The 21,733-nt window shown below is 42.7% G+C and carries 14 protein-coding genes; 5 read left to right on the top strand and 9 right to left on the bottom strand.

Annotated elements, in window-relative coordinates:
* Position 1 precedes the first annotated feature (1 nt).
* The 4 genes from CI959_RS12795 to CI959_RS12780 form a co-directional block, all read right to left on the bottom strand.
* Positions 2-1,162: a YhcG family protein gene (locus CI959_RS12795; RefSeq protein ID WP_007571730.1), complete on the bottom strand. Its 1,161-nt coding sequence runs from the start codon at positions 1,160-1,162 to the stop codon at positions 2-4.
* Between the two features lie 5 nt (positions 1,163-1,167).
* The gene (locus CI959_RS12790; protein ID WP_095231460.1) at positions 1,168-2,601 is read right to left on the bottom strand and encodes a class I SAM-dependent DNA methyltransferase; all 1,434 of its coding nucleotides are present in this window, start codon (positions 2,599-2,601) and stop codon (positions 1,168-1,170) included.
* 4 nt (positions 2,602-2,605) lie between these two features.
* Positions 2,606-5,311 carry a DEAD/DEAH box helicase family protein gene (locus tag CI959_RS12785; protein WP_007571726.1) on the bottom strand — a complete coding sequence of 902 codons (2,706 nt, stop codon included), beginning with the start codon at positions 5,309-5,311 and terminating at the stop codon, positions 2,606-2,608.
* A 62-nt stretch (positions 5,312-5,373) separates the two neighbouring features.
* A complete protein-coding gene (locus CI959_RS12780; RefSeq protein WP_007571724.1) occupies positions 5,374-5,580 on the bottom strand; it encodes a helix-turn-helix domain-containing protein in 207 nt (68 codons plus the stop codon).
* Positions 5,581-5,681: 101 nt separating this feature from the next.
* On the opposite strand from CI959_RS12780, the gene CI959_RS12775 reads away from it, so the two are divergent.
* Positions 5,682-8,579, top strand: a complete 2,898-nt coding sequence (locus CI959_RS12775; RefSeq protein WP_057258673.1) for a DEAD/DEAH box helicase family protein — start codon at positions 5,682-5,684, stop codon at positions 8,577-8,579.
* Between the two features lie 35 nt (positions 8,580-8,614).
* On the opposite strand, the gene CI959_RS12770 is transcribed toward CI959_RS12775, so the two are convergent.
* Positions 8,615-9,370 (bottom strand): hypothetical protein, encoded by a 756-nt coding sequence (locus tag CI959_RS12770; protein ID WP_007571720.1) that lies wholly within the window; start codon positions 9,368-9,370, stop codon positions 8,615-8,617.
* A 545-nt stretch (positions 9,371-9,915) separates the two neighbouring features.
* Here CI959_RS12770 and CI959_RS12765 point away from each other — a divergent pair.
* The gene (locus CI959_RS12765) at positions 9,916-11,832 is read left to right on the top strand and encodes an ATP-binding protein (RefSeq protein ID WP_008780110.1); all 1,917 of its coding nucleotides are present in this window, start codon (positions 9,916-9,918) and stop codon (positions 11,830-11,832) included.
* 93 nt (positions 11,833-11,925) lie between these two features.
* The gene (locus CI959_RS12760) at positions 11,926-14,232 is read left to right on the top strand and encodes a HAMP domain-containing sensor histidine kinase (RefSeq protein ID WP_057317145.1); all 2,307 of its coding nucleotides are present in this window, start codon (positions 11,926-11,928) and stop codon (positions 14,230-14,232) included.
* Positions 14,233-14,234: 2 nt separating this feature from the next.
* Here the strand turns inward: CI959_RS12760 and CI959_RS12755 are convergent, their stop codons facing one another.
* The 4 genes from CI959_RS12755 to CI959_RS12740 form a co-directional block, all read right to left on the bottom strand.
* On the bottom strand, positions 14,235-15,485 hold the full coding sequence (locus CI959_RS12755; RefSeq protein WP_005854594.1) for an MFS transporter: 1,251 nt from the start codon (positions 15,483-15,485) through the stop codon (positions 14,235-14,237).
* Between the two features lie 20 nt (positions 15,486-15,505).
* Positions 15,506-16,291: an amidohydrolase gene (locus tag CI959_RS12750; protein WP_005854592.1), complete on the bottom strand. Its 786-nt coding sequence runs from the start codon at positions 16,289-16,291 to the stop codon at positions 15,506-15,508.
* 157 nt (positions 16,292-16,448) lie between these two features.
* The gene (locus tag CI959_RS12745) at positions 16,449-16,997 is read right to left on the bottom strand and encodes a 1-acyl-sn-glycerol-3-phosphate acyltransferase (RefSeq protein WP_008773478.1); all 549 of its coding nucleotides are present in this window, start codon (positions 16,995-16,997) and stop codon (positions 16,449-16,451) included.
* Between the two features lie 2 nt (positions 16,998-16,999).
* Positions 17,000-17,290, bottom strand: coding sequence for a hypothetical protein (locus CI959_RS12740; protein ID WP_005854588.1), 291 nt, complete (start codon positions 17,288-17,290; stop codon positions 17,000-17,002).
* A 128-nt stretch (positions 17,291-17,418) separates the two neighbouring features.
* On the opposite strand from CI959_RS12740, the gene CI959_RS12735 reads away from it, so the two are divergent.
* Complete coding sequence (locus CI959_RS12735) at positions 17,419-19,077, top strand: glycosyltransferase (protein WP_057317144.1); 1,659 nt, start codon at positions 17,419-17,421, stop codon at positions 19,075-19,077.
* A 73-nt stretch (positions 19,078-19,150) separates the two neighbouring features.
* A complete protein-coding gene (gene glgP, locus CI959_RS12730) occupies positions 19,151-21,721 on the top strand; it encodes an alpha-glucan family phosphorylase (RefSeq protein WP_044545447.1) in 2,571 nt (856 codons plus the stop codon).
* The last annotated feature ends 12 nt before the right edge of the window (positions 21,722-21,733 follow it).

The following is a 21,733-nucleotide window of genomic DNA, read 5'->3' as shown; positions in this document are numbered from 1 at the left end:
ATTAGTTTTTGTTTATTTGTTTCTCTTCTTCACTCTCTTCAAACTCTTCAATCCACTCCTTTACCTTGGCCTGCAATAGAGCTTTGTTAGGGAGATAGAGCTGATATGCCGAGGCGTATATATTGGCATCTTTGGGTAAGGTAAGTTCCACAAGTGCATCGTTTTTCTCCTTACACAGCAGGATGCCAATTGTCGGCTTTTCAAAATCTTGTTTGACGTGGCGATCGTAATAATTGACATACATCTGCATCTGTCCTAAGTCTTGATGGGTAAGTCTCTCTATCTTCAAGTCTATAAGCACATAACATTGTAGCAAGCGATTGTAGAACACTAAGTCAACATAGAAATGTTGTTCATCAAATGTAAATCTCTTTTGACGAGCCTCAAAAAGAAATCCCTTGCCAAGTTCCAATAGGAATTGCTGCATCTTGCTGATAATGGCATTCTCTAGTTTAGTTTCCGAGTATACAGCATCAGGCTTTAGACCAAGAAACTCTAATGTAATGGGGTTCTTGATAATGTCAGATGGCTTTTCAAGGGTTTGTCCCTCCTGTGCCAACCGCATCACCTCGTCTTTGTTACGTGAGAGCGCAAGACGTTCGTAAAGCGAAGATGCCACTTGCCGGCTGAGTTGTCGCACACTCCAATCTTGTTGTCGGCACTCAATTTCATAGAATCTTCGAGCCATTGGGTCTGTTATACGCATCAATATTAGATAGTGTGACCACGAAAGAGTAAATGATTCTTCTGAAAAGGCTAAACAGTGTTTGTCCTTTTTATCCTGCACTAAATCTTGATCGTATTTCCTTTCCTCATTTTGCAACCTAAGTTTGCTGTTTTCAATTGGCTCGACAGTGTTTAGCCTTTTCGCATAAACTAAATAGAACTGTTTGATGTTTTTTAAAGTTGAATATCCCCAACCGTCTCCTAATCTGTCAGTCAGACGTTTAGAGAGTTCTTTCAGTACAGTCTTTCCGTATTCAGCTCTAATCTCTCCCTTTTGTTCATATTCTACTATATATTGGCCAATATGGAATTTTGTATAGACTTCAGCGATATTGACTGTTGTCGCCACACGTTTCCTTGCCTGAGTGATAAGGTCAACAACTTTTTGAAACAAGTTGTTTATTTCTTGATTGTTTGTGATGATGTCTTTGCCCATAAAATTTAGTCCTCCTCTATATTTGCCAATAACTTTTGCAGCTCTGCCACGGCATTGCTGATAGTATCGCTTTTCTCCTTTATCTCATCCATTAGTTCCGATAATGAGCGGTCGTCCACTTCGCCACCTTGACGAATCCAAGTGATGTCGAGACTGGTTTTGTCGCGAGCCAATAGTTCGTCCACAGCATATTTGCGCCAACGCCCTTGTGGATTATTCTCGGCATCGTATGTTTCTTTTCGTTCGGCTAAGTTACCGGAATTGTAGCAGGAAACGAAATCATCCAAGTGATGTCGTTCCAATTTATTGGTTGCCAAAGTGTGCTTCACATCGGTACGATAGTCATAGAACCAAACCTCTTTAGTGGGTTGCCCCTTTGTAAAGAACAATACGTTGGCTTTCACTCCCTGAGCATAGAAAATACCGGTGGGTAGGCGCAGGATGGTGTGAAGATTGAAATCCTGTAACAAGCGTTTGCGGATAGTTTCACCTGCTCCGGCTTCAAAAAGAACATTATCGGGTAATACCACCGCAGCACGTCCTCCTGTTTTGAGCATCAGCATCATGTGCTGGAGGAAATTCAACTGGTTATTCTTTGTCTCGACATAGAAATCGGGACGGTTAATATCTACCGAACCTGCCGGACGAGTGCCGAAAGGAGGGTTGGCAAGAATCACATCAACAAGCGTGGAAGGCTCTTTCTCCAAAGAATCCTCGCATACAATCGGGCTTCGGTCTGTACCGACACCATGCAGATAGAGGTTCATGGAAGCAAGCGTTACAACTAATGGTGTATTGTCTACTCCATGCAAAGCTTTGTTACGCAGAAAGTCACGCTTTTCCTTGTTGGCGGATTGATCTTTCATATAGTCGTATGCCGTCAGCAGGAAACCTCCAGTACCACAAGCCGGATCACAAACCGTTTCGCCCATTTGTGGAGCGATGCAATCTACCATTGCCTTAATCAATGGACGAGGCGTAAAGTATTGCCCGGCTCCGCTCTTCTTATCCTGACCATTCTTCTCCAAAATGCTTTCATAGATAGCACCCTTTACATCTCCATCCATGATGAGCCACTGCTCTTCATCAATCATCGAGATAACCTTTTTGAGATAAACGGGCTTGTCAATCTTGTTTTGGGCTTTGGTATAAATTGTGCCAATTAGGTTTTCTTGTTCGCTGAGCTGCTTTAGCGTATCTTCATACTGCTTGACCAGATCCAATCCGTCAAGAGAGATTAAGTCCATCCACTGATAACCGGTGGGTATAGCTGATTCCTCTCCAAACATTTCTACATTCTCGGCATCCATCTTCAAAAACAGAAGATAGGTCAGTTGGGTGATATAGTCGGTGAAGCCGATGCCTTGTCCGGCAAGGGTTGTTGCCAAATTCCAAACCTTTTTTGTGAGCGACTGCTCTGTTGCGTTATTTGTTGCCATTATATTATGCTGATTTTCTTAAAACTACAAATGTGTAAAGTGAGTGCAAAGCCTCGTCTGCCTTCTGCATATTACCAAAGGCTCGTATCATTTGAGCCGCTTGGGTTGCATCGTCCTCTCGGATGTCTCTAATAGTGCAAGCTCCATTGGATGCAATATAATCTACAATGCGGCTGATTACTTCTCGCTGTTTGTCTGTTATGTTACGTTGCGTTTGTCCCAGCCACAAGTTGAAGTATTGCTTGGAGGTGGTAACCACGCTATCCAATTTTTCAATCTGATGGTAAGCGAAACGAACCAACTGTATGATATTGGTCAGGGCATCACTTTCTTCCTTTGTTGTGGAACGTCTTACAACCGCTGGATTGACTATGGCATAGGAGTTCCAAAGTTGTTTGGACGTAAAATGGTTATTCGCCATTTTGAGTTTATTCTCCAAGTCCTTCAACATTGAATAAGTGATTGGCTCTCCTTCATTATTATATATAATGCGTAAAGCTTCTATCTCGTCACTATGTTCTTTGCAGAACTCCTCGAATGCCTCCGTCGTACTTTTTGCTTCTTCTACGGAGAAACCTTTTGAGATAAGCGTGTCCTCGCCCGGCATCAATGTATTGACAAATCCGGCAGCAAGGATAAGCAAATATCTTCTGGCATCCGCATGATTTGCAAGTGGAGAAACCAATCCTTTGCGTTCGCTATTGGGTTCATTTGCATTTATAAAAGGAGGAAGTGTGTCGTTTTCAAGCGCAGTGTAGATTCTTGCCGACAATTCCTTCATATCACCGTGAGCCAAGTTCTCAAACTCTTTTCGTTGAGAATTATCAGCTCTGTTATAGATTCGGGCAAGTGTTGCTGCAAGCCGTTTCAGATATTCATCGGGGATATAACCATGACTAATCCGTTCCAATAATTCTTTGAGGGTAATGGTCTTTGTCGTAGGCTCATCAGTTGCTGTAGGGACAGTCTTTTCGTGTTCTGTAACACCCACAGCATCCACCAAGTAAAAGCAATCCTTGCTAAAGGCATTTGGAGTAACATTGCGTAGCTGCTCATCTCCGATGGTACGCACGCCACGACCTTTCATCTGAACATAAAGAGATTGGGACTCTACATCACGCATAAACATCACCACCTCCAGCGGTTTTACGTCCGTACCTGTTGCAACCAATGTGCAAGTCACGGCAATACGGAAATCCTTATCGTTTCGGAATTGTCGTATCAGTTCATTGCTATCTCCTGCCGAATAAGTGATTTTCTGAACGAAACGGTCATCAGTACGTCCAAACACTTCTTTCGCTATCTGCACTATGTTGGTGGCATGGGCTTCGTTGAGAGCAAATATCAAAGTCTTGGGCAGATAGTCCATATTTGGTTCACGCTGTGGGTCGTTGAACATCTCGGTATAGACCGCATCACGATAAGTGGAGAGTATTAGTTTGATTTGTGCCGGGTTGATAATGCTTCGGTTCAGTTCTTTATTGGTGTAGGTCTTTGTCTCTTTGTTGCTGATTGTTTTTATCTCTCCTGTATAGCGAGTCTCCTCTTTTACTTTTTCTCCTTCCAATATAGCTCCACCGTTTTCGGTAGCTTCTGTCTTGATGCGATATACACGGCAATCCACATTTACACCGTCCACAATACTCTTTTCCAAAGTATAGTTGACGATACGATTGTTATTGAAGAATGCTATTGTTTCTGGAATAGGGGTTGCCGTCAGTCCCACTAGTTTTGCCGTGTCAAAGTATTCGAGTACCTTGCGCCAGTTTCCATAGATAGAGCGGTGGCACTCATCTATGATAATCATGTCAAAGTAATCGTGGGGCAAATTCGGATTATCAGGCAAGGCGACTTCTTCCGTTAGTTCGTTGTCGTCATCATCATCCGTATCTTCTATGGCTTCTCCTTTCAAGAAAGAGAAAAGGCGTTGTATGGTTGATATAACTACATTGCTATCAGCAGGAATGGAAGCAGAACGAAGACGGTTGACAGTGAATATTGTGTTGAAAGCATCACCGTTTTCAGTCAATCGGAATGTGCCAAACTCTCCTTCAGCTTGTTTTCCAAGATTGTTCCTATCCACAAGGAACAAGATTCTGCGCATAGGAGTGTATGACAACATACGATATGCAGCAAGGCAAGCCGTATATGTTTTACCTGCACCTGTGGCAAGAACCATCAATGCACGATTTTGACCTGTGCGAAAACTTTTCTCCAGTTCTGTAACGGCTTCATATTGGCAATTACGCAACCCTTTTTTGCGCAGAGTAGGTAGTCCGGCAAAATAATCATTTATTCCCAACTTCTTAACCAGTTCGTGCGGTGTGGGTATAGTCATTATTTGGATGAAACAAGCATCCTTTTCGCGAAAATCACAGAAATATAATTCCTTGCCGTTGGAGGTAAAGATAAAGGGTAATGGCTTCTGATACGTTTGGTAGATATTGGGTACACTTTTAGCATATAGTGCAGCTTGCTCACACACTTTTGCCGAGAAAGCGTCCGTTTCTTCACGCTTGGCTTCAAGCACACCAACAGCCTTTCCATTTATAAAAAGGAAATAATCGGCTTCAAGATTACCTTTTAGCAATCCTTCCCTTATGGCTACAGCCGTACAAGTCGGTTCATATTCTTCTCGGTTTATAACTTTCCAACCGGCTTCGGTCAGCCATTGGTCAATTTTAATTCGAGCTTTTTCTTCCGGTGTCATATATTCCTATATTTTTATATTATCAGAAGTTGTAGTGTAAAAATAATTGATAACGACAAACGCTATTGACGTTCGTTTTTGTCCGTTATCAATTCTTTTAAATCCACTTGAAGTATTTCCGCAATCTGCTGTAACGTATCCAAATTGGGCTGGATTCTATTACAAGCATAGGCATTAACCATGCTAAAACTTTTGTCAAGTTGTTTGGCTAGCCATGTCTGCGAGATACCTTTGTCTGTCAAGACTGCCTTTATTCTATTTAGCTTCATTCTTAGATGTAATTTTATTCTGCAAATATAGTGAATTATATTCAATAGTCTGGGTCCTTTTTCGTATTTTTGTAAGTGTCAAAAGAATCTCTAAGCGTATGATGGATAACTTTAAGGAGAAATACGACACACTTGTCAGAAAATACGACAGCCTTCTTGCGGAAAACGAAGAATTGAAATCAATCCTTCGGCAATACGGCATTGCCTATTCTACTACAAACAGAATGGATGAGGAATCAGTATTCTCTTCTATCTCATTTCCTCCTGTATATTTCTCTCTTGATGAGAAAATAGAATTATTCCATAGCTTTTTCAAAGGAAGGGATGATGTATTTGCACGACGATGGTTCAGCAAAACCACAGAAAAAGGTGGCTATCAACCAGTCTGTATCAACGAATGGCGTAGAGGAATATGCGACAAGAAAAAACATAAATGTACGGAATGTCCCAACCGTAATTTTGCGTCATTGACAAACCAAGACATATATCGTCATTTGGAAGGTAAAGACGAAAACGGATGTGATGTTATCGGCCTGTATGTCATCACTCCGGATAATAAATGCTCTTTTCTGTGCGCTGATTTTGATGACAAAAACTGCACTCACGGATATAAGGATGATGTGTTGGCATTCGTTTCTGTTTGTCGAGATTGGAATGTCCCATGTAGCATTGAGCGTTCAAGGTCTGGAAATGGAGCACATGTATGGGTCTTCTTCACTGATGCGATTCCAGCTATTAAAGTGAGACGGTTTGGTAATATCATTCTTACGGAAGCTATGAAGCGGAATGGAAGAATTTCTTTTGATTCATACGACCGTTTCTTTCCAAACCAAGATAGAATACCGGAAGGAGGATTTGGAAATCTAATAGCACTACCATTACAAGGTGGAGCAAGAAAAGTGGGAAACAGCGTTTTTGTTGATGATAAATTTCTTCCATTCAAAGACCAATGGGCATATTTGTACAATGTCAAGAGAATTGACGAATGTGTCGTGGATAGATTGTTGGTTGAACATCAACAAGAGGATTTTGGAGCATTAGCCACATCTTCGGAAGCAAAGCCTTGGGAAATACCTATTGTACAAGAAGTCGCACGGACAGACTTTGATAGTAAACTTAAAATCAACAAATCCGACAATATTTATATCCCATTAAGTTCAATTTCCAGCAAGGTGATTAATCAGTTGAAGCGATTTGCCGCCTTCAAGAATCCTGATTTTTACAGTAAGCAGGCAATGCGTATTTCAACATATAACATTCCACGCATTATCTGTCGCGCTGATTTCAATGATGAGTTTCTTGTTATGCCTCGGGGGTGCGAAGAGGCTATAATAGCCATGTTGTCTTCTCTAAGTATTGATTATGAAATAATTGATAAAACCAACCATGGCAAATCTATTGCGATAGCCTTTAAGGGTAAAGAACGTGATGAGCAGTTAGAAGCCATTAATTCACTTATGCCCCATACAAATGGAGTATTGTCGGCAACAACCGCTTTTGGAAAGACTGTTACAGCGGCAGCATTGATTGCCCAAAGAAAGATAAATACACTTATCTTGGTACATTCTAAAGCATTGCTTATGCAATGGCACGAACGCCTTTCTGAATTTCTTGATATTGATTTCATAGAGGATAACGTACCTAAGAAACGTGGTAGAAAGAAAGTCTTTTCTCCAGTCGGAAGTCTTGATTCAACTTCAAATACATTGCATGGAGTTGTTGATGTGGCTCTTATGCAATCTTGCTTTGAAGATGGTGAAGTCAAGTCTTTTGTACAAGATTACGGAATGGTTATTGTTGATGAATGTCATCATGTATCTTCAATAACTTTTGAAAATGTTCTAAAACACGTTACGGCTCATTATGTTTATGGGCTTACTGCCACTCCAATTCGCAAAGACGGACTACAGCCAATTATTTTTATGCAATGTGGCCCGATTCGATTTTCAGTTGATGCTAAGGCACAGATACAAAAACAATCGTTTCAACGTTATCTTGTGCCGAGGTTTACTTCGTATCGACCCGTTACAGACGACAAACATACATTTACGGCACTCTCACAATCACTTGCGGAATCTGAGATGCGAAATAATCTCATCATAGAAGATGTTCTTAACGCAGTAGCCTCAGGTCGTACACCAATTATACTGACAAGTAGAACTTCTCATGTCGAGTTGATTACGAAAATGCTTGAACCACAAGTAGCTAATGTTATAAAACTTACAGGAGAGGGTACGAGCAAACATAAACGTGAAATTATACAAAAACTACAGGATATTCCACGGGACGCTCCTCTTGTAATAGTCGCTACAGGAAAATATGTAGGAGAGGGCTTTGATTATCCAAGGCTTGATACACTATTTCTTGCTCTTCCTATTTCGTGGAAAGGATTGGTTGCCCAATATGCAGGTCGATTGCATAGAGAGAATGAAGGTAAAACAGATGTTCGCATTTATGATTATATTGACATACACGAACCTGTGTGCGAAAGTATGTATCGTAAACGGCTAAAGGGATATTCAGCCATTGGTTATCGTGTTCTTACGAAAGAAGTATCGACTTTATTTGATGCGACTGAGGACTTGCATTTATCATCGTGTGAAGGGCAAATCTTCAATGGGAATACGTTCCGTTATCCCATTGTTCAAGAATTGAAAAGCTCAAATCAATCTGTTGTAATATCATCTCCAAGACTTTACCGTGTAGAGCGGAACGCGCTTATAAAAAACTTGCTTGAACTTCAGGCAAATGGTATTGATGTTGCTATTTTTACAACAACCGAGAACGAACAAACCGAGTATCTAAAGAATCAAGGGTTATTCATAAGGATTGTTCCAAAACTATCGTTATGCGCCTGTATCATTGATAAAACGGCCATCTGGTATGGTAGTGTTAATGTTCTTGGATATTCAACAGAAGAAGACAGTATCATTAAAATTTCAGATACCAAACTAGCAAACGAACTATTGAATGTCATATATGATAAGGGGTTGGCCTAATCTTATTATGCGAAACATGCATAAATTTAATTTTGCTAATGGGTCTGCACATTGTACTTTGCCAAAATATTTTCGTCTATTTCAATCTTATGCCGTCCTGTGGTTGTACGCAGATTCTTTCTAACAGTATCAAATGTGGAATTGGCAAACCACTCTGCAAATGTCGCCATTACAAATGATGTAGTCATATCTCTACCTATATTATATTGAAAAGCGATATTCCAAGCAAAGTTCTTCAACGAGATTTGAGTGAGGGACGTGCGCTTCTTGATATGAATTTCGGTTGCAGAAAGCACTTGACGGTTAATTGCAAAATAGCGGACAGATTCGCATATTTGGTAAATCTCTATTTCCTCCAAATCAAACCGTTTAAATGTATCTCGTGTGTATCTCAGGATAGCATTCAATTTTTCATCTTCTTCTCTTTCTTTTTGCCATTGGTATTGTTGTTGCTCACGTTGGTATTCATAATGAAATAGCTCCAGTCGCTTTTTCTGGACTTCTTCATTGTTTGAGGTAGGTGAATACGCTAAAGGCTGTGTCTTTTTACTCACACACTTTTTGACAGATATTAGCAATGATGGAGGAATTGCATCAACAAGATACCTTGCTAAGATAATGCAAAGATGGTGTAGTAGTTTTTGTATGACATATCCGATGACCATAACTAATGGAATCAAACTCATTCGTATTCCAAGCATATTGCATACTTGAAACGCTATCATTGAAGCTAATAGCACCATAGTAACCTCGATTATCAGAGAGTGAAGTATATCTTGTTTTTGCTTCATACCTATTATTGTTTATTTTCCCTATGCAAAGGTACAATAGATTTTCATAAAAAACGATAGACAAATCGTAGGTGTATTTTTGCAATCACATAGTAATCAGTGATTTTTGAAAGCAAAACCATAACAAGAGAAAATATCCAAGACTATTTGAAAACAAGAGAAAACAGAAATCACACAAAATAGCATAGTTAAACTAAGTTAAAGTTTTCCTGTGGCGGTTTTTCTGCTTTTTCTAAGGCTTAAATATGTAGTAACTGGAGCAAAGTAATCATATCTGTACCAAGCAATATATAATGTATTGATATTCAGTAATGATTATCTTTGAGGAAGTAAAATAAAAAGAAGCGGTTTTAATCGCTCCTTTACTCCACATAAGATAGAAAAACGGCTATCGGGTCCTTCGGGATCTGATAGCCGTTTTTTATTTTAGCCCTATATATTCAATAAAAAAGCCATTGATATCCAATAATTATTAATAAGTTTGCACTCGCATAAAAACACTCATTTTAAATTACGATTAAGGGCAACGTACTAATTTTCGACTTATGCTAGCGAGATCTATACAGAAATATTACATATTTGTTCTACTTTTTCTGCTAGCCATTCTACAGTCCTCTTGTCAACAGTCGGGAAATAAATATCGTATATTAGTAGTCCATTCCTATGAAAGCGACTATGTAGCTTATAAAGACTGCGATCGGTTGATCCGGAAATCCCTCGAGAAAAAGGGGATTAATCCGTCGATCCAAACATTCTATTTGAACTGCGAGCAATATGCGGCACCTGCCGAAGAAAAACGGATGTACCTGTATCTAGATTCGATCTCCACTTGGAAACCCGATCTGATATTGGTCTACGAGGATCAAGCGACTTACACGTTAATGCAATGCCATCATCCGCTAATTTCTACAATTCCCATTGTATTTGGCGGCGTAAATTTCCCCAATAAGGCACTATTGGCGCAATATTCGAATGTTTCCGGATTCTGGGACGAGCCCGACTACGTCACGAACATCCGCTTGATAGAACATCTGTTGGGCAAGTCTACAATTTATATGTTGCACGATAGTACGTATATAGATAGGCACATTAAGGCTACGTTACATGAGCAATGTGCTCAAGTAGACATTCGGGTCGATAATAATCGTATCATGTATATACCGGTAGAGATCGCTACTTTGGAAAGGGTCAATCAAAGCTTAAAGCGGCCGGATAGTACGACCGTCAACATCGTGCCCGTACAAGGAGACAAGCTATCAGCTGTTTCTTGGTACATGAGTAAACACGTCCCTTACATCTACTATCTACAGGCCAAACGGGATTACCGGGTATTGAACACCAGCCGTTTTTCCAGTAAACCCTCTTTTACGGCGATCAACGAGGATCTAGGATATTCGAATAAACTTGTAGGTGGCTATATCACCTCCTTGGAAACCCAAATAGAAGAATCTACCGATAGAGCCGCGGAAATATTAAAAGGCTCCACTAGCGAATCATTCCCACAGATAACAAAGAGCAAGAAGAATTATGTATTTGATTTCAATGAAGTCAAATATTGGAATATCGATAAAAGGCTTCTTCCGAAGGATGCTATACTTTTGAACTTTCCTTTTAAGGACCAATATCCAAGATTATTCTGGAGCTTGATAATCCTAGTCAGCACGATGTGCTGCTTTGTCTTCGGTAGCTTCATCATCATGTATACCCAAGAATCCAAGGCAAAACGACAAGCGCAAAAAGCCCTATTACATGAAAAGGAATCATTAGCGGAAGCCTTGGAGAAAGCCAATGAGTCCGACCGGATGAAATCCGTATTCTTGGCTAACATGAGTCATGAGATACGTACCCCGCTAAATGCGATCATCGGCTTTTCAAGCCTAATCGCCGAACTGGATCTGACGGCGGAAGAGAAGGAGCAATACGCTAATATCATCACGACCAATAACGAGTTATTACTAAAGTTAGTCAATGACATATTGGATTTGGCAAGGATTGAATCCGGAGGTATCGTCTTTCATAAAGAATCCTGCAATTTAACGGATTTAGTGAAAACCCTTTATAAACAACATCTTTCCGATGTCCCCGAAGGTATCGAATTCAAGGAGAAATGCCCCGATACGCCGATCTGCTTATATTCGGATAAGGAGCGACTTTACCAAGCGCTCGAGAACATACTGAAAAATGCCATAAAATTTACTTCCGCAGGCTTTATAGAGATCGGTTACGAGTATCCCGCTGACGCACAAGACGTCCGACTTTATGTGCAGGATACAGGCATCGGGATCTCTCCCGAGGACCAAGAAGCGATATTCGAGCGTTTCAAGAAGCTGGATGATTTCGTGCAAGGAACAGGTCTTGGATTATCGATCTGCCAAGCTATCGTAAAACAATTAAACGGGCGTATCTTGCTCAAGTCCGAAAAGAATAAGGGGTGCCGCATCTCCTTGGTTTTCGAATTATAAACCAACCTCAGAAGCCAAGAAAAATAGACATTTGTCTCTTTGATATCCAATTACTTTTTATACATTTGCACTTATTATATTGAAGCTATACACATGGCGAACACTTCTTATCGTTATCTTTTTTTATTGTTGCTTCCATTGTTTTTATTGGTCGCAAATTCTTGCGAACGCTCAACCACGGAAAAACGCATCTTGATAGTACAATCTTATGAGCCGGACTTTCAAGCCTATAAAGATGTAGAAGAGACTTTTAAAAATGGATTCCAAAAGGAAGGCATTCATGCCAGTATCTTCACGTTCTATCTTAATTGCGAAGCTTATCAATCGCCAGAAGAGAAACAAAGAATATATACGGAACTCAATACGTTATCTTTATGGAAGCCTGATATCATAATCGTAAACGATGATCAAGCGACCTATTCCTTATTGGCTTGCGAACATCCTTTATTAGATAGCGTACCTATCGTTTTTACCGGAGTCAACTACCCTAACATACCCTTAATTCAAAAGTATCCTAACGTATCCGGATTTTGGGATAAGCCGGACTATCGGAAAAACGTCGAACTTATTGAGCGAATCATGGGAAAATGCGTGATTGTACGTGTCTCTGATAGTACAGCTCTTGACAAAAAGATCCTGAAAGATATGGATGAGCAAATAAAAGGGCTATGCTCCAAGGCTAGACCCGATTACCTTAAATATCCCCAGTATTCATCCCCATCCGATAAAAAGAGATCCTCTTCTTTAGTGCGGTTCCCAAAAGTACCGTTCGATTCCCTCTATATACAAACCATTCAACCCCGTACCAGTTCCAACTTGATCTGGGGGTTAGGTACAAGTACTTACAACAAGGCCTACCTTGCTACCAAAAGAGATTATACCTCGATAGCCTTAGGTAGGTTCTGCTCATTTCCCAGCTTCTCGGCGATCAACGAATCCGTAGGATATGACGGAGACTTCATAGGGGGATATATGACCCCGGTAGAGAGTCAAACCCAAGAAGCCTTACGACGAGCTGCCAGCATACTCAAAGGCACACCGGCCAATAGCTTCCCACAAATAACGGAAAGCGCCAAAAACTATCTGTTCGATTACCCGACTTTAAATAAATGGGGGATCGATTGGAAAGAACTGCCTCAAAACAGCATCTTCTTGAACATGCCCTTTGTGGTTCGTTATCAAACATATATTATTCTATGCGGGATTCTTCTAACCCTATTTATCCTATGGACGCTTTTCTATCAAAGAGTACAATACCGTCGCGAAGCCTCTCACAAGAAACAGGCTCAAGAAAGTTTACGGAAAGAGAAAGAATTCCTCTCGTTGGCTTTAGAGAGCGGTGATATTTTCGCATTCCGATACAGCAACGGCGTATTCGAGTTCGACCATGATTTCTATAAGTCGTTGGATATGCCGATAAAGCCGATCACCTCCACGCAATTCCAAGAGTCTATCCACCCTGAAGACCGGGAAGATTTCATCCAACATAAGCACCTGCTTGATACAGGATTCCCTTCCCGTAAGATCACCCGCCGCCGATATAATTTCAACGGCAAAGGGCATATATGGTGGGAATTCAGATATGCGCAAGCGAAGAATGGACAAGACTCCACCCGCAATAATGTCGGAGTAAACGGGCTCTGCTTAAATATCCAACAAAGTAAGGAAGTAGAGGAAGATCTTATCAAAGCCCGTATAAGGGCCGAGGAAGCGGACCAAATGAAATCAGCGTTCCTCGCCAATATGAGCCATGAGATACGTACCCCGCTTAACGCCATCGTTGGATTTTCGGAACTGCTAACAAGCGATATGGAAATAAGCCCGAACGAGAGGGATGAGTTCATGCAAGTTATCAGTAAGAACAGCGACCTCTTATTGAAATTGATCAATGACATTCTCGATCTATCCCGCATCGAGTCCGGTAAGATGTCGTTTACCCTCACGAATTGTGACTTAAACGAATTACTATCCCATATCTACCGCACCCATCAATTGTTGATGCCCCAAGGCGTAGCGCTTAAAATACAACTGCCGGTCCTCCCGGCCATTATCCAAGCGGACCTACATCGATTAACCCAAGTGATTACCAACCTCATAAACAACGCCGCAAAATTCACGACGCAAGGATACATCTTGATTAAATACGATTATACGCAAGATAAACGTTGGATCCAGATCTCCGTGACCGATACGGGCAAAGGCATTCCCGCAGATAAGCAAGCCCAAGTATTCGAACGGTTCAACAAACTGGACGAGTTTGCGCAAGGGACAGGCCTCGGACTGGCGATCTGCCAAATTATCATCGAGCACTTCGGAGGATATATCACCCTAGAATCCAAAGAAGGGGAAGGTAGCACATTCATCGTGACCCTTCCCTACACTCCCGGATTATCGGTATAAGATTATTTTTTCTTGAAACGCAAGAACGGCAATACAATAAATAAAGGTATGCAACAGATCATTACCCAGATAAAGAAATGTTGGTAACCGATCTGCTCCTGTATCCATCCCGATGCCATTCCCGGTAGCATCATACCTAACGCCATGAAACCGGTACTGATCGCATAATGCGAAGTCTTATATTCCCCCTCGGCGAAAAGCATCAGATACATCGTATAAGCCGTAAAGCCAAACCCGTAGCCGAATTGCTCGACAGCGACACAAGCGTTTACGACAACAATACTCTCCGGCATCGTATAGGCCATATACAAATAGACCAGATTCGGCAAGGAGATAGCCAATGCCATAGGCCATAACCAAGTCTTCAAGCCACTCCGGGATATAGCCAGGCCTCCTAAAACCCCTCCGAGCAATAAGGAGATCACTCCCACCGTACCATAAGCGAACCCGACCTCACCGGTACTGAGCGCCAGCCCGCCAACTTCCCGCCCATCCAGCAGGAAAGGAGAAGCCAACTTTACCAATTGGGATTCCCCCAAACGATACGTCAGCATAAAAAGCAAAGCCGGGACAATCCCTTTCTTGTTGAAAAAACTCACGAAAGTATTGCCAAACTCCACCAAGATGGTATGAGGGGTGATATTCGTACGTTGCGCGTCACTCGCCGGACGGGGTAAGATATACTTATGCCACAAGGCCAAGGCGATAAAGGTACCGGCCAATACGAAAAACACCAGGCTCCAAGCAAAGGAAATCCGCCCGGTACTCTCCTCCAAAAGTCCCGCCAGCATAACCAGCAGACCTTGTCCGGTTAGCATCGCCACCCTGTAGAACGTATTTCGGATACCGATGAAGAACGCCTGTTGCTCCTCCGTCAAGCCCAGCATATAGAACCCATCTGCGGCGATATCGTGCGTAGCGGAACTAAACGCCATCAACCAAAAGAAAGCCAAGGTAAACCGCAGAAAGAAATCCCCGGGAAGGACGAACGCCACACCTGCCATTCCCCCACCAATCAATAACTGCATGCCATAAATCCACCAACGCTTCGTTTTTATCAAGTCTACGAACGGGCTCCAGATGGGCTTGATCACCCAAGGAAAATAAAGCCAACTGGTAAACAAGGCGATATCCGTATTCGAGACGCCCAAACGTTTATACATGATCACAGAAAGCGTCATGACTACCACGTAGGGCAAGCCTTCGGCGAAATAAAGAGACGGGATCCAAGCCCAAGGACTACGTTTTTCCATAATCAGCAGGAATCAGATGATTAGAAGTCAATACTAAATCCATCCGCATCCTTCCACGCCGGGAACTTAGCCCGGAACTCATCCAGCTCGCTCTTCTTCAAGGTACATGTCCGGGTGATTTCCTCCCGTTTTCCGGCATCAGCCAATTTCTTTCCTTTTGCGTTATAAATCATGGAATCCCCTCTGAAAAGAAAACCTTTCCCATCTACCCCCACACGGTTCACGCCACAGACATAAGCCATGTTCTCAATGGCACGGGCATGCAGCAATGCCTTCCACGCCTTCTTCCGGGCCTCGGGCCAATTGGCCACATAAATCAAAAGATCATATTCGTTATTTACGTTGCGGCTCCAAACCGGGAAACGCAGGTCATAACAAACCTGCAAACAGATATTCCAGCCTTTATAGGGCACGATCAGCCGTTTGTCGCCCGCCGAGAAATGCTTGTCCTCTTCCGCCATACGGAACAAATGACGCTTATCGTAATAATACTCCTCTCCTTCCGGAGTGATGAAAAAAGCCCGGTTGTAGAACTTTCCGTTATCTTTCGCGATAAAACTCCCGGCCACGGCCAGTTTATATTTCTTAGCCCATTCCTTTATAGTCGGTACGGTCTGGCTCTCCATCGTATCGGCTTGTTTCTCCACGTCCATGGAAAATCCCGTGGTAAACGTCTCCGGCAATACGGCTAAATCGGTTCTTCCACTAACACGGCGCAACAGTTCGCCGTAATAACCCAAGTTCTCTTCACGGTCTTCCCAAATGATATGGGATTGTATCATGCTGATACGTAAGTCTTCAGTCATAGAATAAAGATATTAAGGTAATAAAAAGACATATTGTGACAAGGAAACAGTTTCATGGTGAAGAAACAGTAGTTTCTTCATAGCAAAACTTTTGTTTCTCTTAGGGAAAACTTTTGTTTTCCTATAGTAAAACTCTTATTTCTTCACCATAAAACTCCTATACCTGTACGAAATTCTCAGGATGGCAAGCGGTAACTCCCCGATACATCTCACGTATCGTATGGATATCTTTATCCACATCACCTGTCGGATAAAAAACACCCTTCGTACCCACCTCTTTCTTTCCATAATCAAAATAAGCCACCACGATCGGCACGTTCGCTTTCAAAGCGATAAAATAGAATCCTTTTTTCCAGTCCTTGGCCCGCTTCCGGGTACCTTCCGGTGTGACGGCCAATTGAAACCGCTCACTGGTCTTGAAACGTTCCACCATCTGATCGGTCACCGACGTACGTTTACCACGATCCACCGGAACACCTCCCAGCCAGTTAAACAGCAAATTAAAAGGGAAAAAGAACCACTCTTTCTTAATAAGGAAACCGGCGTTACACCCGATCGAGGTATAAAAAAGTTTCCCTACGATAAAATCCCAGTTACTGGTATGCGGAGCCACACATACGATACATTTCGGCAAATCCACGCCATCCACCGGGCCCAGCTTCCACCCCGCCATACGGAGTATCGCCTTACTAATTGCCTTCTTCATGCCTATTTGTCCTTGCTCAACTCTCCTATCTCGTCGGCGATAGCGTTAACCTCGTTTTGCAAGTCCTCTCTTAATTTGCGATAATAATTCCGTACGAGAGCCTTGTTATCCTTGCCGTCGGGGTGTCCGGCACGAACGATATAACTATCTTGCATATCTAGGATACGAGCCATCAAAGCATCCGCTTTCTCTTGATTTACTCCGGGTATATACAATTTGCAAACCAGCGCTTCCGTGAACAATTCACCAGCCACGTAGCTGATCTCTTTCTTTAAAATTCTTCTTTTAGCCATAATTATTTCATATTTAATTATCCACAAATATAGAACATATGTTATTAAATACCGAGGAAAGGCCAAGAAAAAACATAAAATGAATTATCTTTGCAGCGGTGAAATCATTGATTATAAACAAATCAAATATGAACGAAATGATAAAGACGCCAGAGTTTCTCTTTGAAAGCAGCTGGGAAGTCTGTAATAAAGTGGGAGGTATTTATACCGTACTATCGACTAAAGCTCATACGCTTCAACAAATTTTTAACGACAAAGTAATATTCATCGGTCCGGATGTGTGGGCAAACACAACCGCTCCCGATTTTACGGAAGACGCATCTTTGTTTGAGGATTGGAGAAAGCACGCCGAGGCAGTAGATCACTTGAAAGTTAAGGTTGGTCGCTGGAACGTACCGGGTACCCCCCCTGTTATACTGGTAGATTTCAAGTCCTACTTCAGTGAACGAGACGCCTTTTTCTATTCTATGTGGGAAAATTTCCGAGTTGACTCCATCCACGCCTACGGCGATTACGATGAGTCTTGTATCTTCGCGTATGCGGTCGGTAAGGTAATAGAGAGTTTCTATCACTTCTACAAACTGGAAAACAAGAAAGTCGCCGCCCTATTCAATGAATGGATGTTGGCGATGGGAGCGCTTTACATTCAAAAGCAAATCCCTGCCATAGCGACACTTTTCACGACGCATGCCACATCGATCGGACGCTCTATCGCCGGTAACAACAAAGCGTTATACGCTTATATGGACGGTTACAACGGCGATCAGATGGCTAAGGAGCTAAACATGGAGGCCAAGCATTCTGTAGAGAAGCAGGCCGCCCATTACGTGGATTGCTTCACGACCGTAAGCGATATCACGGCCCGTGAATGTAAACAGTTATTGGATAAGGCACCGGATATCGTTACCCCGAACGGCTTTGAGCCCAACTTCGTACCCGAGGGTAAGGAATACGCTAAAAAGCGGAAGGAGGCACGTCGTACATTAATTAATGTAGCGGAGAAATTATTGGGCTGTTCCATCGACCCGAACGCTTTGCTGGTTTCCACCAGTGGCCGCTATGAATACAGAAATAAAGGTATCGATGTCTTCATCGAGGCGATGAACCGTGTACGTACGTCCGGACGCCTGCAGCGTGAGGTCGTCGCCTTTATCATGGTACCGGCTTGGATACGTGCTGCCCGTGCGGATTTAAAAGAGGCGATCGAGCAGGACATAAAGACGACCTCTCCGCTTCAAATCCCTTTCATTACGCACTGGTTGCATAATATGCCAGAAGATAAGGTCTTGAATTATATCAACCACGCCGGCTTCACGAACGCGGCATCCGAAAAACTAAAGATCATATTCGTTCCTTGTTATTTGGACGGTAAAGGAGGTATTTTCAATAAGACCTATTATGATATGCTGATAGGGATGGACGCTACCGTATATCCTTCCTACTACGAGCCGTGGGGATATACCCCGCTGGAAAGTATCGCTTTCGGTATACCGACGATCACGACCAATCTGGCCGGTTTCGGTATGTGGGCGAAGAAAACGGTATCCGGAGATAACCTTAGCGAAGGCGTAGAGGTTATTAATCGTACGGATTTCAATTATTTTGAGGTAGCGGACGCTATCATGAACTCCATCCTGGCTCTCAGCCAAAAGGATGCTACGGACATCGAGGAAATCAAACAGCGTTGTTTCGATCTCGCTCGAAAAGCTGAATGGAGCAAGTTTATCGACTATTATCTGACCGCATTCGATATCGCCATAAAGCATGCCGAGGAAAGAAACAGCTAAATATTGCTCATAATTAATAAGATAATGCTATCTTTGCACTCGTTTTTAGACAAACACTTTAAACTTCACGATAATGAAAATTAAGGCGAATAACGCAAACAGTCCTATTTGGAAGGACGTCTACTCACATTCCAAGCTTCCACAACAGTTGGAACCACTTAATGAGATCGCTACGAATCTTTGGTGGGTATGGAATCATGAAGGCGCTAAACTATTTGGCAAGATCGACAAACAACTTTGGAAATCCACAGAAGGTAACCCTGTACAGCTATTGCAAAGCCTTTCACACAAACGTATGGAAGAGATCTTAGCAGATAAGGAGTTAATGGCTGAAATCCAAAAGGTATACGCTGATTTCAAAGCTTATATCAATGTAAAACCCGACAAGACACAACCGTCTGTAGCCTACTTCAGCATGGAGTACGGTTTGACCAATGTATTAAAGATTTACTCAGGTGGTCTGGGAGTATTAGCCGGTGACTACTTGAAAGAGGCCAGCGATAGCAATATCGATTTATGTGCCGTAGGTTTCTTGTATCGTTACGGATATTTCACACAGACTTTGTCCATGGACGGTCAGCAGATCGCCAATTACGAGCCGCAAAATTTCAACGCCCTGCCGTTGACTCAGGTATTGCAGTCGAACGGAGAGCCAATGGTATTGGAAGTTCCTTATCCGGGCAGAACCGTTTACGCTCATATCTGGAAAGTTAGCGTAGGTCGTGTACCTTTGTACTTAATGGATACGGATATTCCTCAGAACAGCGAATGGGATCGTTCCATCACGCACCAATTATATGGTGGCGACTGGGAGAACCGTATGAAACAAGAGTATTTGTTGGGTATCGGTGGTATCATGATGCTGAACAAGTTAGGTATCAAGAAACAAATTTATCACTGCAACGAGGGACACGCCGCTTTGATCAACGCTCAGCGTTTGGTAGACTATATCCAGAACGACGGCCTTTCATTCAACCAAGCGTTGGAGGTAGTTCGTGCTTCCGCCCTCTATACGGTACACACTCCGGTTCCGGCAGGTCACGATTACTTTGACGAGGGTTTGTTCGGACGTTACATGGGTGAGTTCCCCGGCAAGTTAGGTATTAGCTGGCAAGATTTCATCGACATGGGACGTGAGAACCCAGGTTCTAACGAGAAATTCTCCATGAGCGTATTCGCCTTGAACACTTGCCAAGAGGCTAACGGCGTAAGCTGGTTGCACGGTAAGGTTTCTCAGCGCATGTTCGCCCCGGTTTGGAAAGGTTACTTCCCGGATGAACTGCACGTTGGTTATGTAACGAACGGTGTACATATGCCGACTTGGGCCGCTACCGAGGTGAAGAAATTCTATGCGGATAAATTAGGCACGAAGCTTTTCGAGGATCAATCAAATCGCAAATGTTGGGAAGGAATCCAGAATGTATCCGACGAGGAAATCTGGAATCTCCGTATGACCTTGAAGAATAAATTGATTGATTACATCCGTGTTCAATATAAAGATAGCTGGTTGAAGAACCAAGGTGATCCTTCCAAGGTGGTTTCTATCCTAGAGAAGATCAACCCGAATGCCTTGCTGATCGGTTTCGGTCGTCGTTTCGCTACTTACAAGCGTGCGCACTTGTTGTTCACGGACTTAGACCGTTTGGCTAAGATCGTTAACAATGAGAAATTCCCGATTCAGTTCGTATTCACCGGTAAGGCTCACCCAGCTGATGGTGGTGGTCAAGGTTTGATCAAACACATCGTAGAGATCTCTCGCCGTCCGGAGTTCTTAGGAAAGATCATCTTCTTGGAGAACTACGATATGCGTTTGGCCCGTCGTTTGATTTCTGGTGTAGACGTATGGTTGAACACGCCGACTCGTCCGTTAGAGGCTTCCGGTACTTCCGGTGAGAAAGCCGAGATGAACGGTGTATTGAACTTCTCCGTTCTTGACGGTTGGTGGTATGAGGGTTACGTAGAAGGCGCAGGTTGGGCATTGACCGACAAGCGTACTTATGAGAACCAGCAATACCAAGACCAATTGGATGCGGCTACGATCTACCATTGCTTGGAAACTGAGATCATCCCGACTTACTACGCTAAGAACAGCAAGGGTTACTCTCCGGACTGGATCCAATATATCAAGAACTCTATCGCCAAGATCGCTCCGGATTATACGATGAAACGTATGTTGGACGATTATGAGGATCGTTTCTATCACAAATTGGCTACTCGTTCCGCTCATATTTCCGCTAACAACTACGAGATCGCTAAGCAATTAGCTGCTTGGAAAGAGGAAGTTGCGCAACATTGGGATAGCTTCCAAGTGGAATCTTTCACTTGCGACCAAGATTTGACGGTGAATGGCCCGGTTGTAGGAAAAGAATACAACTTCAATTTGGTAATCGACCGTCATGAACTACAAGGTATGTTAGGTGCTGAAATGGTTGTCATGAAGGAAGATCCGGAGAAACACACGCTGTCACCAATCAATACCGCTCAGTTCGAGTTGATGAAGGAAGAAGGCTCCAAGTTATTCTTCAAGTTAACGACCACTCCTTCCGAGGCTGGTAACCATAAGATAGGCTTCCGTGTATATCCTGTAAACAAGGAGTTGCCTCACCGTATGGACTTCGCTTATGTACGCTGGATTCAGTTATAATCGGCAACAAGT

It is taken from the genome of Parabacteroides sp. AT13 (genome assembly GCF_002272965.1).
Classification (GTDB): domain Bacteria; phylum Bacteroidota; class Bacteroidia; order Bacteroidales; family Tannerellaceae; genus Parabacteroides; species Parabacteroides distasonis.
The sequence above is the reverse complement of the archived record's forward strand: the minus strand, read 5'-3'. Positions and strand labels throughout refer to the sequence as shown.

Bases quoted from the DNA above. Each gene is read 5' to 3' on its own strand.
- CI959_RS12780 (WP_007571724.1), bottom strand. From the start codon at position 5,580: ATGAAGCTAAATAGAATAAAGGCAGTCTTGACAGACAAAGGTATCTCG.
- CI959_RS12745 (WP_008773478.1), bottom strand. From the start codon at position 16,997: ATGAAGAAGGCAATTAGTAAGGCGATACTCCGTATGGCGGGGTGGAAG.
- CI959_RS12755 (WP_005854594.1), bottom strand. From the start codon at position 15,485: ATGGAAAAACGTAGTCCTTGGGCTTGGATCCCGTCTCTTTATTTCGCC.
- CI959_RS12775 (WP_057258673.1), top strand. From the start codon at position 5,682: ATGGATAACTTTAAGGAGAAATACGACACACTTGTCAGAAAATACGAC.
- CI959_RS12735 (WP_057317144.1), top strand. From the start codon at position 17,419: ATGAACGAAATGATAAAGACGCCAGAGTTTCTCTTTGAAAGCAGCTGG.
- CI959_RS12765 (WP_008780110.1), top strand. From the start codon at position 9,916: ATGCTAGCGAGATCTATACAGAAATATTACATATTTGTTCTACTTTTT.
- CI959_RS12740 (WP_005854588.1), bottom strand. From the start codon at position 17,290: ATGGCTAAAAGAAGAATTTTAAAGAAAGAGATCAGCTACGTGGCTGGT.
- CI959_RS12750 (WP_005854592.1), bottom strand. From the start codon at position 16,291: ATGACTGAAGACTTACGTATCAGCATGATACAATCCCATATCATTTGG.
- CI959_RS12785 (WP_007571726.1), bottom strand. From the start codon at position 5,311: ATGACACCGGAAGAAAAAGCTCGAATTAAAATTGACCAATGGCTGACC.
- CI959_RS12795 (WP_007571730.1), bottom strand. From the start codon at position 1,162: ATGGGCAAAGACATCATCACAAACAATCAAGAAATAAACAACTTGTTT.
- CI959_RS12790 (WP_095231460.1), bottom strand. From the start codon at position 2,601: ATGGCAACAAATAACGCAACAGAGCAGTCGCTCACAAAAAAGGTTTGG.
- CI959_RS12770 (WP_007571720.1), bottom strand. From the start codon at position 9,370: ATGAAGCAAAAACAAGATATACTTCACTCTCTGATAATCGAGGTTACT.
- glgP (WP_044545447.1), top strand. From the start codon at position 19,151: ATGAAAATTAAGGCGAATAACGCAAACAGTCCTATTTGGAAGGACGTC.
- CI959_RS12760 (WP_057317145.1), top strand. From the start codon at position 11,926: ATGGCGAACACTTCTTATCGTTATCTTTTTTTATTGTTGCTTCCATTG.